Consider the following 16,542-nt stretch of genomic DNA (forward strand, 5'->3'; position numbering starts at 1 on the left):
TTACTCCTCGGCTTGCTGAAGTTCCACCGGCAACCAACGCACCGTAGGCTGTCCGCTGGTTCCGTTCTGGTCGTAGTATCCGACGATCTGCAACGCCCAGACCGTGGACTCAGGATCATCAGCCTCAGCCTTGATCAGGAAGGTTCGGAAGTTGGGCCAGATCTTGTGTTGGTTGGTCAGGTTGTAGGCGTACCAGGTGTTATCCGTGAATACCCCGCCGGTTGAGTCCGTGTTGTAGAGCTGGGGTACACCTGGATCGCTGTCATTGGCGGCAAGTTCGCTCCAGGTCATCGGGTCGGAGGCCCCGCCTTTCCCGGCGCCAGACACACCGCTGTTGGATTTCAGGTACCAGTCCCGACCAGAGAAGCCGACCTGGACATCCCAGTTGTCGCTGGTATCACAATCAACAACGGCGTCTGAGTCAAAATCGAAGCATACGTCGCCGCCGTCATAGCCTGCAGGGGGCGTGAAAGTGACTGGTGTGGCACTGAATTGCGACGCGCCAGAGGCCTGCACGTCAAACTCCAGTGTGAAATCTTCAATACCTTGTCCTTCGCGGGTCGGGAAATTGAAGTCGACAACCCGCATTCGGGCATAGCTATTTCCCTCGGCAGAACGCACCAGATAACCAACATCGTCTGCCTCGCTGATCACGCCCGTGGCGAAATCGTATTGAGACCAGGTATCTGAGGCCCCAAATGCACTGGCAAAGGCATCCTCCTGCCAGCTAGCCGGCTCTTCAAGAATGCCCAGCAAGTGCTCCTGCTCTGAGTTGGCGGTGGCGTTGATGAACACATTCGCGATGGGGTCGCCATTACCATCGTAAAAATCGTCCTGGGCAATAGCCAGAGCGCCGACAACGCTTCCGCTTCCGGAAGCACCGCTGTTCACCTTGAAGCTCAAACGGTTGGCGGCAATGTGCCAGTCGCCACCGTCTTCCACCATCGCTCCGGTTTCCAGATTGAGGTAGACGGTCTCCGTTGCCGCGGGCAGCAACTGCTCGGAAAAATTGCTGACATTATCTGTATCGTCCTCCGCGATGGAGTTGTCACTACCTCCACCGCAGGCCGTCAGAGCCAGGGTGGCCAGCACAACGGCCAGAGGCCTGTTATCGAAAATTTCCATGGATGTCTCCTTCATATGTTTTTCGGGTGTTCGGGCATCATTGGCCAAAGGAAACCGTCAGCCCGGCGTAGAGGAAACGCCCGGCAACCGGTCTGAAATCTTCACTGGTATTGGAAAAATCACGCTGTTCGCCGGTGATGTTCTCGGCACCGGCGAACAATCGAAGCTGGTCGGAGAACCGGTAGTTCAGCTTCAGGTCGGCCGTTGTATACCCCGGGGACTCGGTTCCCGAGGCCGCATTCACGAACTCTTCACTCTGGTACCGAAGCCTCGCACTCCAGGACAGTCCGGGCAGCCAAAACGGACCATCCAGCCCGAGGCGCGCCTGATGCCTTGGGCGGTGATTAAGCTCATCGCCTGTTGCCACGTCTTCGGTTCTGGTCAGGGTATAGCCGGCGGTGAGTCGCCAGTGCTCGGAGGGCTCCCAGCCAGCCGTGGTCTCGAATCCCCAGGTCCTTGCCTCGGCAAGGTTTTCATAGGAGAAAACCTGAACTCCGTCGTTCCGCGCCTCGGTAGCCTCGGCATCCGGCGAGGTCTGGATCAGTTGCTCGATATCATTAAAGAAGGCGTTCGCTTCCAGCCATGCAGACCTGTTCCAGGACAGGCCTCCTCCAAACTGGTAGCTGACGGATTGCTCCGGCTCCAGATCAGGAGTCCCCTGCACGATGTAGCCAAGCTGGCTGTGGTCAAAAGTGAAGTGTCTCTCCTTGAGATTCGGCACCCGATATCCGGCGCCAACGCCACCTCGGAGGAAGCCGGTCAGGGAATCGGTCCGGATCAGGTCGTAGCGTGCATTGATCTTCGGGGCGGTGTGGGTTCCGAAATCGGAGTCATTCTGGAAACGGACGCCGGGCACCAACTCAAGATTCGCGGTGGGCATCCAGGTGTCCTGAACCCAGACCTCCTGGCTCTCACGCTCTCGGCGAGGCTCAGCACCCAGCTCGGAAGCGCCGTCCTTGGTCTGCTTGAGGGTTTCGCGGTTAACATCGACACCAGCCTGCAAGTGATGACTGAGCCCCACCGGCTTGCCCAAATGGGCCGAAAAACGGGACAGAGTAGATTCGGCACGACGGTCATCAAAGACACTGCTGGCCGTGTATTTCAAGGTATCGTCGTTGAGGGTCTCATGGACAGCGGCCCAACCGGCACGCAGATCTGAATCGCGACCATGGTCGCCAGCCAGGGTATAGCGGGTGCGAGTGGCCGTTTCATCCTTACCCTGATTGATAACAAAAGGCGGGTTGCGTTCGGTAAACCGTGCCCCGGACTCCTCTTCGAATCGGGCGACCGCAGCGCTCAGCCGGTGGTTGCTGTTTGGAGACCAGTCGGTGCGGAAGCTGAGATCGGTTCGGTCGTATTCATCGCCCGGTCGGGCCCAGGTCTCTGGCTGCGGGTCGATGCCATCGGAATGCTGGTGTGATGCGGATAACCGAAGGGCCAGCTGTTCATTGCCACCCTGAACCGAGGCTCGGGCCGAATAGCGCGCGGGGTCGGCGTCACTCCCAGAAGGGTTCTGATCGCCATAGGTACCGGCGTCGGCGGTGAAATGACCGGAGAACCCGGACACCGGCGGACGGGTGATGATGTTAACCACCCCACCGATACCGGCACTGCCGTATTGAGCAGACACAGCTCCCTTGACTACTTCGACACGCTCGATATCAAGGACTGCCAACTGACTGACATCAACGGATGAACCCGTCGTCGCCGTCATCGGCATACCATCGATCAGCACCAGAACCCGGTCAGCCTCAACTCCCTGCAACCAAACCTCATACCCGGGTTTCCCGTGAACCTCCCGCAGCTGAACCCCGGGCACGTTCTCCAGCGCTTCTTTCATGCTCCGGGCGTGAGTTCTCTCAAGCTCCTTCGCGGTGACGACCTCGGTGCGCACAGGAGTGTCCAGCAACTGACGCTCCGTTCTTGTTCCAGTGACAACCAGCTCATCCAGGTAAAAGGCCTCGGCAACCGTGTTACCGGAACCTCCCAAAAGCAAAAGGAACAGCGACCACCGCTGGAGATCAGCTTTCGAATTCAACATATCACTCACCAATAATCGTAATGCGAACGATTATTGTTTTGTTTACATAAAAGATCAACCCTCCAATTGATGAATATCAAGCGCACACAAAAAAACCGGCCTCAGCCGGTTTTTTAAATCTCTTCAGAAAACCAAACGATTAGTGAGTCTGCTCTTCCTTGGCTTCGCCTGCCGCCTCTTCCTGCTTGCGCTTCAGCGCCTGGGCATAGATGGCGTCAAAGTTCACCGGCGCCAGCATAAGGGCCGGGAAGCTGCCCTTGTTGACGATGCCGTCGATGGCTTCGCGGGCGTAGGGGAACAGAATCGTCGGGCAGTACGCGCCCAGCATCTGACCCAGCTGCGGGCCTTCAATACCAGACACCATGAATACGCCGGCCTGCTGGATTTCAACGATGTAGGCAACTTTCTCGCCCACCTTGGCAGTAACGGTCAGCGACAGAACAACTTCATACTGATTATCACTGATCTTGTTATGGGCGGTATTCAGATCCAGGTTCACCTGCGGCTTCCACTGCTCCTGAAACACCAGGGGAGCATTCGGGGACTCAAAAGACAGGTCCTTCACATAAATGCGCTGAAGGGCAAACTGGGGTTGGTTCTGGTTTTCGGTGCCTGCGGCTTGCTGATTCTCAGCCATGATCAGTCCTTTCGTTCTGGTAAAAAGGGCAACAGCCCGTTGTTATGGTCACGTGAGCCGAAACAGTCTACTGCGTGGTCCCGGCAGGTAATGTGAAACAGTGCGACAGATCGGCAATCAGATCAAGCCCTGTTACTTTTTCACCAGCGGCAGATTGCTGGCTCTCCAATCGGTGATACCTCCATTCAGGCGCACCACATTGGCGTAGCCCTCAGCATTCAGCTGCTTGACCGCCATGGCCGAATGCTGGCCCATTTTGTCCGCCACAATAATCTGCTTGTCTTTGAACTTGCTTAACTCATTGGCGCGGCTCTTGAGGCTGTTCAACGGGATATTGATGGAGCCGGTAATGCGACCTTCGCCAAATTCCTTGCGATCCCGGATATCCACCACTACCGCCTCATCCTTGTTGATCAAAGTAACGGCACCCTGAGCCGAAATTTTGGTGCCACCCCGCCGGGATTCCAACACCAGAATGGCCACCAGGAATGCCACGAACAGTGATACCAGAATGTAATGATTGACTACGAATTCAAACAAGCGGTCCATGAAACTACCCTGAAAATTTGATTTGGCGGGATTATACACACCCGTAACGACTCAAAGAAGGCAAGCGTCTTCGCCGGCAGGCTGCAAGCCCCGAGCCTCAAACCATAGTGCCAATGCATGATACCGATGTGCGCCCTTACGTGGCCTGCGCAAATGAAAACGGTTACAATCTGACCCACTTCAAATCCGTTACTTTCGCAATCAACCGGACGAAATGATGACCGAGACGCGCAAGCCCACTGCACTGATTATTCTCGACGGCTGGGGCCACCGGGACCCGGCTGAAGACAATGCCATTTCCAACGCCCAGACTCCGTTCTGGGACAAGCTCTGGCAGAATCAGCCCAAGACCCTGATCAACACCTCAGGGATGTTTGTGGGCCTGCCCCAGGGCCAGATGGGCAACTCCGAAGTAGGCCACATGAACCTGGGTGCCGGCCGAGTGGTCTATCAAAGCCTGACGCGTATCGACAAAGACCTTGAAGACGGCAAGTTCCAGAGCAACGACGCCCTGTGCAACGCCATTGATAAAGCCGTAGCCAATGGCAAGGCCGTTCACATCATGGGCCTGTTGTCCCCCGGCGGCGTACACAGCCACGAGGACCATATGCTGGCTGCCGCAGAGGTTGCCGCGGCCCGTGGTGCCAAAGAGGTGTACATTCATGCGTTCCTGGACGGCCGCGACATGCCCCCGCGCAGTGCTCGCCCGTCCCTGGAAAAAGCCGCAACCAAAATGAAAGCCCTGGGCGTTGGCCGGGTGGCGACTATCGTGGGCCGCTACTTTGCCATGGACCGCGACAACCGCTGGGATCGGGTGGAAGCCGCTTACAACGCCATGACGTTGGGCGAGGCGGAATTCACGTTTGAAGATCCGCTCACCGCGCTGGATCAAGCCTATGAGCGGGGCGAAAACGACGAGTTCGTAAAAGCCACTCACATTCGCGCCGAAGGCCAGCCGGAAGGCACCATCAACGACGGCGATTCGGTACTGTTCATGAACTTCCGGGCCGACCGCGCACGGGAAATGACCCGCACCTTCGTGGAACAGGACTTCGACGGCTTTGACCGCCGAAAGCACCCGGCACTGGCCGACTTTGTCATGCTGACCGAGTACGCGGCAGACATCAAAACCTCCTGCGCCTACCCGCCGGAGCAGCTGAGCAACGGCCTGAGTGAATATATGGCCGCGCTTGGCAAGACCCAGTTGCGCATCGCTGAAACCGAAAAGTACGCCCACGTCACCTTCTTCTTTAACGGCGGCCTGGAAACCCCGTTTGAAGGCGAAGACCGCATTCTGGTGCCGTCCCCGAAAGTCGCCACCTACGACCTGCAGCCGGAAATGAGCGCACCGGAAGTCACCGACAAGCTGGTCGAAGCCATCAAGAGCGGCAAGTACGACCTGATCGTATGCAACTACGCCAACGGCGACATGGTTGGCCATACCGGCAAACTGGACGCCGCCATCAAAGCCGCTGAGTGCCTGGACCAGTGCGTGCAGCGGGTGGTGGAAGCTTTGGACGAGGTGGGCGGTGAAGCGCTGATTACCGCCGACCACGGCAACTGTGAGCAGATGACCGACCCGAACTCAGGCCAGCTGCACACCTCCCACACCATCGGCCCGGTGCCGCTGGTTTATACCGGCCACCGCAAGGTCACTCTCAAGGATGACGGCAGCCTGTGCGATATTGCACCGACCTTGCTCGCCCTGATGGGCGACGAAAAGCCAAAGGAAATGTCCGGGCACAGCCTGGTCGATTTCAGCTGATCCGGCTGCCGGAATACGTGTTCACGCGGCTCGCCATACTGGTAGTGGCCCTCATGCTGGGGGTCACGCCACTGCACGCCCAGCAGGAGGTCACGCCGGCCCAGGTCGAAGCGCTTAAAAAGCGTATCGCCACTATCGACAAATGGCTGGTCAGCGCCGAGAAGAACCGGTCCGACCTTGAAAAGCAGCTGGTTGCCACCGAACGCAGAATCAGCGACCTGACCCGTGAGCGACGCGAACTTCGGACCCGCGCGGATGAACAACAGCAACGGCTTGGCGAACTGCAGAAACAGGAAAACGACCTTGCCGAAACCCTCGAACAGCAAAGGGACAGCCTGAAGAAGCAAATACGTGCTGCCTGGATGGAAGGCGATGCACCAGCTCTGAAAGTGCTCCTTAACGAAATCGAGCCGGGCATGATCGCCCGCACCCTGACCTACTACGAATATCTCAGCAAAGATACCGTTGAACGGCTTGAAGCCTTCCTGGCCAGTCTTCAGGAACTCAAAGCCGCCCGCGCGGCTGTCCAGGCCAGCCGGGTGGAATTGGCGAAAACCGAAAGCAACCTTGAACAGCGCCAGAAGCAACTGGCGGACACCCGCAAGGAGCGCGAGCAAACCCTGGCGGCCCTGAATGCCGACATCCGCACCCGCCGCGGCGAGCGGGATGATCTGGAGGCAGACCGCAAACGTCTGGAGCGGCTGCTGGAAGAGGTTCAGGAAGCCATTGCCAGCATCCCCGCCCCCAACGAGTCGCGCCCCTTTAAATCGTTGCGCAACCGCCTGCCATGGCCGGTCCAGGGCCGGGTTGTGAGTAACTACGGTGCAACCTACGCCGACGGCAAGCTTCGCCGTAATGGCCTCATCATGAACACCTCGGAAGAAGCCGAGGTCAAAGCCGTGCACTACGGCCGCGTCGTTTTCGCCAACTGGCTTCGCGGTTTTGGTCTGATGACCATCATCGACCACGGCGACGGATATATGACATTGTATGGTCATAGCAGCAGCCTGTTCACCGCCCCCGGGGACTGGGTAGGTGCTGGCGAAACCATTGCCCTGGCCGGGCGCACCGGAGGCACAGAAGATCCGGCGGTGTATTTTGAAGTGCGCCAGAACGGCAAACCGGTCAACCCCCGCAGCTGGCTTGGCAAACCCTGAACCAAAGGGCTGACAAACACCGCGCCGGGCGCCATACTGTCGGGAGCCTAGCTGGTCCAACTTGCGGAAACACAACAGGATATGTGAATGAAACGGGTTAGAAGTACTCTCCAGATCTCACCACTACGCGCCATCGCACTTGCGACCTGTTGTCTGGCCGCCCCCGGACTGGCCCTGGCACAAGACCAGGAAGCCCAGACCCAGCAGATTCTGGAAGGCATCCAGAACGGCGAGCGGGTACAGATTCAGCTCCCTGACCCGGAAGAACAACTGCCCCTGGATGACCTGAGGAAGTTCACCGAAGTCTTCAGCCGCATTAAAGCCGCCTACGTGGAAGAAGTGTCAGACCGCAAACTCCTCGAAAGCGCCATCAAAGGCATGCTGTCTGATCTGGACCCCCACTCCACCTACCTTGCACCCAAGGATTACGAGGAACTGGAAGAAAGCACCTCCGGTGAGTTTGGCGGTCTGGGCATTGAAGTGGGTATGGAAAACGGCTTTGTAAAAGTCATTGCACCCATTGACGACACCCCCGCTCACAAAGCCGGCGTACTGGCAGGTGACCTGATCATCAAACTGGACGAAAAGCCGGTCAAAGGCATGTCGCTTGAGGAAGCCGTGAAACTCATGCGCGGCAAACCGGGCACGGTACTGACCCTGACCATCATGCGGGAAGGCGAGAGCGCCCCGATCGAGATCGACGTTACCCGCGATGTCATCAAGGTAACCAGCGTTAAATCCCGGATGATTGAAAACGGTTACGGCTATGTGCGGATTACCCAGTTCCAGGCCGAAACAGGACGGCAGTTCCGCCAGGCCCTGACCAAACTGGAAGAAGAATATGGCGGCGACCTGGATGGCCTGATTATCGACGTTCGCAACAATCCCGGCGGCGTATTGCAGGCAGCCGTCGAAACCGCAGACGCCTTGCTGGATGAAGGGCTGATTGTTTACACCGAGGGGCGCATCCAGAGCTCGCGGCTTCGCTTCAGCGCCAAAGCCGGCGACATTATGGAAGGCACCCCCATCGTTGTTCTGATCAACGGTGGCTCGGCCTCCGCCTCCGAGATCCTGGCCGGTGCGCTGCAGGACCACGGCCGGGCAGTAGTCATGGGCACCAAATCTTTTGGTAAAGGTAGTGTGCAAACTGTCATTCCGCTGGATGAGACCCACGCCATCAAGATGACCACCGCCCGCTACTACACACCGGAAGGCCGCTCGATCCAGGCCACCGGCATCAAGCCAGACATCGAAGTTCGCCCCGCCGAGCTGACCGAACTTGACGGACGTCCCTTCTTTACCGAGGCAGACCTGAGCGGCCACCTGCAAGGTCAGGATGAGGAACAGGAACGCCTGGAACGGCAACAGCAAGCCGAAACTCCGGCTTCTGCAGCTGAGCGCGATTACCAGCTGCGTTCCGCGCTGAACCTACTGAAAGGTATGAACATTCTCAACCGGCGGGATCAGGGCAAAAATCAGTGAGGCTATTGAAAACCGTTATTCTGCTGGCCGGCTTGATGGTCGGGCCGGCAGTCTTTGCCGCGAGCCCCGGGGGAGATCAGTATCCCCCGACGATTGCTATTATCATCGATGATATGGGCCATAACCTGTACGAAGGGCAGCGGCTGGCGCAGATGGAACAGCCGCTGACACTGGCCTTCCTGCCCTTCCGCAAACACACTACCTCTCTCGCCAAGCTCGCCTATCAGCAGAACAAGGAAATCATGCTGCATGCGCCGATGGCCAACACCCGGCACTTTGGGCTGGGGCCCGGGGGGCTGACACCGGATATGGACGAAGCGACCCTCACCAAAACTCTGAGGCGCTCGCTGCAGTCCATTCCCCATGTCAGCGGGGTGAACAACCACATGGGCAGCCTGCTTACCCAGCAATTGCAGCCTATGGACTGGGTGATGAAGGAGCTTTACCGATACCCGGTGTATTTTGTTGACAGCCGTACCATCGCCAACTCAATCGCAGGGCAAGTGGCACAGGCCTACCAGATTCCCAGCCTGACCCGGGACGTATTCCTGGACCACGAACAAACCGAAGAGTTTGTGGACCAGCAGTTCCAGCTTCTGATCAAAACCGCCAAAGAAAAAGGCACGGCCATCGGCATCGGCCACCCTCACAAAGTGACTGTGGATTATCTGGAGAAGCACTTGCCGAAACTGGATGAACAGGGCATAGCCGTCGCGACCGTGAGCGGCATCTGGGCCATGCGTAATGGCAACCGGGAGATGTTTGCGGAAGGCGAGAAGCAGGCCATTCGGCCTGCCTACGCTAAAGGGGATTAATCCCGAACTTCGATACCCTGTGCCTTCATAAAGGCCTTGGCCTCGGGAATGGTGTGCTGGCCGAAGTGGAAGATGGAGGCTGCCAGTACCGCATCGGCACCACCCTGAGTAACACCATCCGCCAGATGCTGCAGCTCACCCACACCACCTGAGGCAATCACCGGCACCGCCACGGCATCACTGATGGCTCGTGTCAGCCCCAGATCAAAACCGATCTTGGTGCCGTCGCGGTCCATGCTGGTCAGCAGCAGTTCACCCGCCCCCAGATCCACCATCTTTTTGGCCCATTCAACGGCATCCAGGCCGGTGGGCTTACGGCCACCATGGGTAAAAATTTCCCAGCGTGGCTCCTCGCCTTCTGCACTCACTCGCTTGGCGTCAATGGCAACCACAATGCACTGGCGACCGAAACGTTCGGCAGCTTCCTTCACGAATTCCGGATTGAATACCGCCGCAGTGTTGATAGACACCTTGTCGGCACCGGCATTCAGCAGCTTGCGGATGTCGTCTACAGTGCGCACACCGCCGCCCACGGTCAGCGGGATAAACACTTCTGCCGCCATGCGCTCTACGGTTTCGTAGGTGGTGTCGCGGCTTTCACTGCTGGCGGTGATGTCCAGGAAGGTGATTTCGTCCGCGCCCTGTTCGTTGTAGCGTCGGGCCACTTCAACAGGATCGCCGGCATCGCGGATATCGACAAAGTTGACGCCTTTAACCACGCGGCCTTTGTCGACGTCCAGGCAGGGGATGATGCGTTTTGCCAGTGCCATGATCTGTCCTCAGTTTTTCAGGCTGTCGCAGTAGGCTTGCGCTTCGGCCACATCCAGGGTGCCTTCGTAGATGGCACGGCCGGTGATGGCGCCGATCACGCCTTTGTCAGCCACGGTGGCCAGACGCTTGAGGTCGTCCATGTTGGTGACGCCGCCGGAGGCAATAACCGGGATACCGCCCTCTTCCGCCAGTTTGGCAGTGGCTTCCACATTCACGCCCTGCATCATGCCGTCGCGGGCGATGTCGGTATAAACAATGGAGGATACGCCGTCGTTGGCGAAGCGCTTGGCGAGGTCTACCGCCATGACTTCGGAGACTTCAGCCCAGCCGTCGGTGGCTACGCGGCCGTCTTTTGCGTCCAGGCCGACGATGATGTGGCCGGGGAATTCTTTGCACATTTCGGTGACGAATTCGGGCTCTTTAACGGCCTTGGTGCCGATGATGACCCACTGCACGCCGGCCTTGAGGTAGGCTTCGATGGTTTCGGCGGAGCGGATACCGCCGCCGATCTGGATGGGCAGGTTCGGGTACTTTACCGCAATGGCTTTGACAATTTCGCCGTTGACCGGTTCGCCGGCGAAGGCGCCATTGAGGTCGACCAGGTGCAGGCGGCGGGCGCCGGCGTTGACCCATTTGGTGGCCATGTCGACGGGGTCGTCACCGAATACGGTGGAGTCTTCCATGCGGCCCTGGCGCAGTCTTACGCATTTGCCGTCTTTTAGATCGATAGCGGGGATGATTAGCATTTTGTTCTTCCTAATTAGAAAGCTGGGCAAGGAGTTTGGCGCTCGCACTCTGGAGCAGGGAGGCCTTTCAGGGACACGCTGTGAATACATCCCTGTACGCTTGACTGCAGCATCCCTGCTGCAGACAGTCCCTGAAAGGCCTCCCTGCCCCAGAGCGCTACTATGTGCTTGCCTGCTTACTTTCCAGTCCAGTTCGTGAAGTTTTCCAGCAACTGCAGGCCTGCCCGGGCGCTTTTTTCCGGGTGGAACTGCGCTGCAAATATGTTGTCCTTTGCCACCGCTGCCGCCAGGTCAACGCCATAGCGGGTGCGGCCGGCCATGTCGGCGTTGCCTTCGGCTTCGGCATAGTAACTGTGCACAAAGTAGAAGCGGTCGCCGTCCGGGATGTTGTGCCAGAGCGGGTGGTCTACGGTGTGGTACACCTGGTTCCAGCCCATGTGGGGCACTTTCAGGCGTTCGCCGTTTTCGGTGAGGTTGTCACCGAAGTAGCGGACTTCGGACGGGAACAGGCCGATGCCTTCCACGCCGCCGTTTTCTTCGCTGCGGGCCATCAAGGCCTGCATGCCGACGCAGATGCCGAGGAACGGGCGGTCCTGGGAGACTTCTTTGACGAGTTCAACCACGCCCAAACGGTGCATTTCGGCCATGCAGTCGCGGATGGCGCCAACGCCGGGCAGGATCACCCGGTCGGCTTCGCGGATTTTGGCGGCATCGTCTGTAACCAGCACGGTGCAGTCCGGGGCCACGTGCTCTACGGCTTTGCGGGCGGAATGCAGGTTGCCCATGCCGTAGTCGATGATGGCGACGGTCTTCATGGTGTGTCTGTTCCTTTCGATGACCGGTTACAGGGCGCCTTTGGTGGACGGGGTGATGCCCGCCATGCGCTCGTCCATTTCAATCGCCATGCGCAGTGCGCGGCCGAAGGCTTTGAACACGGTTTCGATCTGGTGGTGGGTGTTCTTGCCCTTCAGGTTGTCGATGTGCAGGGTCACCATGGAGTGGTTGACGAAGCCCTGGAAGAACTCTGCAAACAGGTCGACATCAAACCCGCCCACGCTGGCGCGGGTGTAGGGTACGTCCATGAGCAAACCGGGGCGGCCGGAGAGGTCGATGACCACGCGGGACAGGGCTTCGTCCAGGGGCACGTAGGCGTGGCCGTAACGGCGGATGCCTTTTTTGTCGCCCACGGCCTGTTTGAAAGCCTGGCCCAGGGTGATGCCGATGTCTTCCACGGTGTGGTGGTCGTCGATGTGCAGGTCGCCCTTGCAGGTGATGTCCAGGTCTACCAGGCCGTGGCGGGCAATCTGGTCCATCATGTGCTCAAGGAAGGGCACGCCGGTGTCAAAGCAGGCTTTGCCGGTGCCATCGAGGTTGATCTCGACAGAGATCTGGGTTTCAAGGGTATTTCGCTCTACCCGAGCCTTGCGTTCAGCCATGGAGACTCCGTCTAGAAAACAGGCTTGCTACTGTAAACATTCGATTCGCAGATTATACCTGTTAACACAGCCGGAGTCCCGCAACCGCATCAATCGCACTGATAGCTCAGAACGCGTTCTTCAGGTTGTTCATATAGGTGTCTACAAGGCTGTTGAACTCGTGCTTGATGACCGGGCTGATGGCCAGCTTGAGCAGGCTGGGCAGGGGTACTGTCAGTTGGGCGCTGGTCTGGAAACGTACCTTGGTTGAGTTGTCGCCGTTGGCAGTGAGTGTCCAGGCACCGCTGACCACGCCGTTACCTTCGCCTTTTACCGGCTCCCAGGTGATCTTTCCGTTGTCTTTGTCTGCGTGATAAGTGCAGGCATACACAGACTGGATGGCGTGCTTGTCGACACCCACTTTTTCCATTTCCCAGCGGTAGGCGTTACCACCGAGGTCAATCAGTTTGTCTACTTTCGGGAAGTGGCTGGCAGATTTGGGGACGTCTGCCAACAGATCGAATACTTCGTTATAGCCTGCCGGAATCTCCAGGTCCCGGTTCAGCTCAATCGATACGGTAATGGCCACAGCCGACTCCTTCTTGTGCTTATTTATCTGCCGGGCGTTCGCGCCGGCCTCGGAAAAGAGGGTATTTTGAACCAAGACTAACGCATTGTCATATTCCTGCACTGTTAATTTACTAACCCTGCGTTATCCTTTGGGTTATTCATCCGTAATAGTCAGGTACCACACCCTGCCGGGAAGACAAGGAACTCGTACCATGAAAGTTATTCGCTATGCGCTTTATGCCGTGATCGCCCTGATTGTGCTGGCGGTCGCCGCTGTTGCCATTGCCGTTGCCGTGATCAATCCGAATGATTACAAACCCCAGATTGAGGCTGCGGTTGAGAAACACACCAACCTGGATCTAATTCTGGAAGGCGACATTGGCTGGTCTTTTATTCCTCTGGGCCTTGAGCTGAATGATGTCGAGGCAACTCTCGAAGGCGAGCGGCTGGTTGCGCTGGAGCGACTGGTTGCCCAGATCGATTTCTGGTCGCTGATTGCCATGGCGCCGCGGGTGAATACCTTCCTGCTGGATGGCCTGGATGCGCGGCTGGTGGTGAACGAACAGGGCGAGGGTAACTGGACGCGAATCATGCCCGAAGGTGTACCAGCCGAGGCGCCTGAAGCGGCGGCAGCTGAGCCAGCGGAAACCACAGAAGAGCCTGGCACTGGCGAAATGCTCGATTTCAACGTCGAGAACGTCGAAATCACCAACGCCCGGATTCACTACAACGACCTGGGCACCGGCCAGTCTGTGACCCTGGAAGATTTCACGGTTTCCGCCAGCAACATCACCCTGGGCTCCGAATTCCCCCTCGATATTCGCTTCAAGGTCGAAACCGCCCAACCGCAATTTGCCGTTGATGGCAGTATCAGTGCCCGTGTGAACGCCAATCAGGCCCTGAACGAATTTGCGGTATCCGGCCTCAAGGCCATCTTTGACATGAACGGCGAACCGTTCGGCGGCAAATCCGTGAAGGCGGAAGTGGCCGGCTCGCTGCAGGCTAACCTGGAGGAAGAAACCGCCTCTCTGAACGATTTCACTGCCAGCCTGGCTAACCTGAAGCTGAGCACCAACCTGAATATCAGGGGTTTCGGCGATCAGCCAGCACTGAATGGCCGCCTGGACATTGCCAGCTTCTCGCTCAAGCAACTCATGAGCAATCTGGGCCAGCCGGCAATAGAAACCGAAGATCCGGATGTGCTCAAGGCCATCGCACTGTCCACCAACCTGGGCGGCCAGCCAGGCACCGTTGCCCTGAGCGACCTGAAAATCAAGCTGGATGACACCACCTTCAACGGCGGCGGCAGCTACAACCTGAACAACGGCGGGCTTACCTTCAACCTGCAGGGCGACAAGATCAACGCCGACCGTTACCTGCCACCGGCTGCCGATGAAGATGAAGCGGCACCGCAGCAAACCGCCGAAGCGGGCCCGGAAGGCGACCTTCTGCCACTGGAAACCCTTCGTGACCTGCTGCTGGATATCGATTTTGGCCTGGGCGAGCTGATCATCAGCAACCTGACCATCAACGAGATCAAGGCCAGCACCACCGCCAAAGACGGCCTGCTGCAAGTGGATGAGTTCAGCGGCAAACTCTATGACGGCAGCTTCGGCGCCAACGTCACCATCGATGCCCGCACAGACAATCCGAAATGGCGGGTTCGTTCTGATGTGACCAATGTAAAAACCTTGCCGTTGCTTACCGACCTTGCCGAGGTAGACATGCTGTCCGGCGCGGCCAACCTGAAAGTGGCTGTCGACACCAACGGCAACCGCGTCTCTACCCTGCGCAACAACGCCAAGGGCGAGATCAGCTTTAATCTGGCCGAGGGCATGCTGCGCAACATGAACCTGACACGCATGGCCTGCCAGGGCATTGCTCTGGCCAACCAGGAAACCCTGGGCACCACCGACTGGGGCACCCACACACCCTTCAACGATATGCGCGGCACCCTGAAAATTGATGGCAACACCCTGAACAACACCGACCTGGTTGCCGCACTCGCCGGTATGCGCCTGGAAGGCGACGGCACGGTAGACATGGAGCAGAGCCAGCTGGATTACGAACTGGGACTCAGAATTGTCGGCGAGATTCACCGTGACAATGCCTGCCGGGTTACCGAATACGTTCAGAACGTGGTGATTCCGGTTGAATGTCGCGGCAATTTCGTTGAGAACCCCGCAGGCCTGTGCTCATTCGACGGATCACGTTTCCGTGACACCCTGAAAGACATCGCCGCCAATGCGGCCCGCGCAAAGGTTCGGGAAGAGACAGATCGCGCCAAACAGCGGGCCGAAGAGAAGGCTCGCGAGGAAATCGACAAGCGCCTGGGCGAAGATGGCGAGCGTGTGCGGGATGCTGTTCGGGGGCTGTTCAACCGATGAGCGACCGGTTCGCCGACCAGCTACTGGCGTGGTACGACCAACACGGCAGGCACAACCTGCCGTGGCACCATAACCGCAACGCCTACCGGGTGTGGGTCTCTGAGATCATGCTTCAACAGACCCAGGTCGCCACCGTGATTCCCTACTTCGAAGCCTTCATGGCGAGCTTTCCGGACGTGCATGCCCTGGCCGCCGCGCCGGAAGACGATGTACTCAGCCACTGGTCCGGCCTGGGCTACTATGCCCGCGCCCGCAATCTGCACAAAGCCGCCAAACAGGTGGTTGAGGAGTTCAGCGGCGAGTTCCCCTGCAACCAGGAGCAACTCGAATCCCTCACCGGCATTGGCCGCTCAACTGCCGCCGCCATCATTGCCCAGGCCTTCGGGAAACGAGCCGCAATCCTGGATGGCAATGTAAAACGGGTCCTCGCCCGCTATCACGCCGTACCCGGCTGGCCGGGACAAACTCAGGTGCTCAACGCGCTTTGGGAACACGCAGAAACACACACGCCCCAAGATCGCGCCCGGGACTACACCCAGGCCATCATGGACCTGGGCGCCATGGTGTGCACCCGCAGCAAACCCGCCTGCGACTCCTGCCCGATCAGTGATGGCTGTGCAGCCAGGACGCGCAATGAGGTAAAGCTTTACCCAGGCTCAAAGCCGAAAAAAGCCAAACCGGAAAAAACCACCTGGATGCTGATTTTGGAAGACGGCGAAGGCCGCATCCTGCTGGAGCGCCGGCCACCCAGCGGCATCTGGGGCGGTCTGTGGAGCCTGCCGGAGCTGGACCCGGCCTACGGCTCAGAAGAGCTGCAGGACGCCTGTGAGAAAGAATTGGGCATCACCTGCCAGGACCCGGACCTGATCAGCGGCTTTCGGCATACGTTCAGCCATTACCACCTGCACATCCAACCCGCGCGACTGCCAGTCATAGACGTATCCGGCATCGCCGATTCCGACAGGCACCGCTGGCTGCATCGTGATGAAGCATTGTCTCTGGGCTTGCCTGCCCCTATTCGCACCCTGCTGACAGAACCGGAGCAAGCCGCCCTGCTCTGACCCCAGCAATTGCCGATGCTC

Annotated in this window: 15 protein-coding genes; 6 read left to right on the forward strand and 9 right to left on the reverse strand. The window is 58.4% G+C overall.

What is annotated here, in order from left to right:
- From RVM24_RS12725 to RVM24_RS12740, 4 genes are all read right to left on the reverse strand, one after another.
- Positions 1-1,125 carry an HmuY family protein gene (locus RVM24_RS12725; protein ID WP_431474132.1) on the reverse strand — a complete coding sequence of 375 codons (1,125 nt, stop codon included), beginning with the start codon at positions 1,123-1,125 and terminating at the stop codon, positions 1-3.
- A 37-nt stretch (positions 1,126-1,162) separates the two neighbouring features.
- Positions 1,163-3,166, reverse strand: a complete 2,004-nt coding sequence (locus RVM24_RS12730; protein WP_431474133.1) for a TonB-dependent receptor plug domain-containing protein — start codon at positions 3,164-3,166, stop codon at positions 1,163-1,165.
- A gap of 139 nt (positions 3,167-3,305) precedes the next feature.
- Complete coding sequence (gene secB, locus RVM24_RS12735; protein WP_058090491.1) at positions 3,306-3,803, reverse strand: protein-export chaperone SecB; 498 nt, start codon at positions 3,801-3,803, stop codon at positions 3,306-3,308.
- Between the two features lie 132 nt (positions 3,804-3,935).
- Entirely contained in the window at positions 3,936-4,352 is a 417-nt protein-coding gene (locus RVM24_RS12740; protein WP_106694646.1) for a rhodanese-like domain-containing protein, read from the reverse strand.
- A gap of 217 nt (positions 4,353-4,569) precedes the next feature.
- On the opposite strand from RVM24_RS12740, the gene gpmI reads away from it, so the two are divergent.
- From gpmI to RVM24_RS12760, 4 genes are all read left to right on the forward strand, one after another.
- Positions 4,570-6,117 carry a 2,3-bisphosphoglycerate-independent phosphoglycerate mutase gene (gpmI, locus tag RVM24_RS12745; RefSeq protein WP_431474134.1) on the forward strand — a complete coding sequence of 516 codons (1,548 nt, stop codon included), beginning with the start codon at positions 4,570-4,572 and terminating at the stop codon, positions 6,115-6,117.
- Positions 6,118-6,170: 53 nt separating this feature from the next.
- Positions 6,171-7,274 carry a murein hydrolase activator EnvC family protein gene (locus tag RVM24_RS12750; protein ID WP_431475406.1) on the forward strand — a complete coding sequence of 368 codons (1,104 nt, stop codon included), beginning with the start codon at positions 6,171-6,173 and terminating at the stop codon, positions 7,272-7,274.
- Positions 7,275-7,361: 87 nt separating this feature from the next.
- Positions 7,362-8,756 (forward strand): S41 family peptidase, encoded by a 1,395-nt coding sequence (locus tag RVM24_RS12755; RefSeq protein ID WP_431474135.1) that lies wholly within the window; start codon positions 7,362-7,364, stop codon positions 8,754-8,756.
- A gap of 35 nt (positions 8,757-8,791) precedes the next feature.
- Positions 8,792-9,571 carry a divergent polysaccharide deacetylase family protein gene (locus RVM24_RS12760; RefSeq protein WP_152439683.1) on the forward strand — a complete coding sequence of 260 codons (780 nt, stop codon included), beginning with the start codon at positions 8,792-8,794 and terminating at the stop codon, positions 9,569-9,571.
- Here the strand turns inward: RVM24_RS12760 and hisF are convergent.
- The 5 genes from hisF to RVM24_RS12785 form a co-directional block, all read right to left on the reverse strand.
- On the reverse strand, positions 9,568-10,341 hold the full coding sequence (hisF, locus tag RVM24_RS12765; RefSeq protein WP_072676352.1) for an imidazole glycerol phosphate synthase subunit HisF: 774 nt from the start codon (positions 10,339-10,341) through the stop codon (positions 9,568-9,570). The two genes, RVM24_RS12760 and hisF, sit on opposite strands and share 4 nt — an antisense overlap.
- 9 nt (positions 10,342-10,350) lie before the next feature.
- The gene (gene hisA, locus RVM24_RS12770) at positions 10,351-11,088 is read right to left on the reverse strand and encodes a 1-(5-phosphoribosyl)-5-[(5-phosphoribosylamino)methylideneamino]imidazole-4-carboxamide isomerase (RefSeq protein WP_152439019.1); all 738 of its coding nucleotides are present in this window, start codon (positions 11,086-11,088) and stop codon (positions 10,351-10,353) included.
- Positions 11,089-11,264: 176 nt separating this feature from the next.
- The gene (gene hisH, locus RVM24_RS12775; protein ID WP_138435463.1) at positions 11,265-11,903 is read right to left on the reverse strand and encodes an imidazole glycerol phosphate synthase subunit HisH; all 639 of its coding nucleotides are present in this window, start codon (positions 11,901-11,903) and stop codon (positions 11,265-11,267) included.
- A gap of 27 nt (positions 11,904-11,930) precedes the next feature.
- The gene (gene hisB / locus RVM24_RS12780; protein ID WP_058090483.1) at positions 11,931-12,524 is read right to left on the reverse strand and encodes an imidazoleglycerol-phosphate dehydratase HisB; all 594 of its coding nucleotides are present in this window, start codon (positions 12,522-12,524) and stop codon (positions 11,931-11,933) included.
- A 106-nt stretch (positions 12,525-12,630) separates the two neighbouring features.
- Positions 12,631-13,092: an SRPBCC family protein gene (locus RVM24_RS12785; protein WP_431474136.1), complete on the reverse strand. Its 462-nt coding sequence runs from the start codon at positions 13,090-13,092 to the stop codon at positions 12,631-12,633.
- Positions 13,093-13,285: 193 nt separating this feature from the next.
- On the opposite strand from RVM24_RS12785, the gene RVM24_RS12790 reads away from it, so the two are divergent.
- Both RVM24_RS12790 and mutY read left to right on the forward strand, forming a co-directional pair.
- Positions 13,286-15,460 (forward strand): AsmA family protein, encoded by a 2,175-nt coding sequence (locus RVM24_RS12790; protein WP_431474137.1) that lies wholly within the window; start codon positions 13,286-13,288, stop codon positions 15,458-15,460.
- Positions 15,457-16,521 carry an A/G-specific adenine glycosylase gene (gene mutY / locus RVM24_RS12795; RefSeq protein ID WP_431474138.1) on the forward strand — a complete coding sequence of 355 codons (1,065 nt, stop codon included), beginning with the start codon at positions 15,457-15,459 and terminating at the stop codon, positions 16,519-16,521. The genes RVM24_RS12790 and mutY overlap by 4 nt, the downstream gene beginning before the upstream one ends.
- The last annotated feature ends 21 nt before the right edge of the window (positions 16,522-16,542 follow it).

Origin of the sequence: Marinobacter sp. KM021, assembly GCF_050707965.1 — a bacterium.
Classification (GTDB): domain Bacteria; phylum Pseudomonadota; class Gammaproteobacteria; order Pseudomonadales; family Oleiphilaceae; genus Marinobacter; species Marinobacter shengliensis.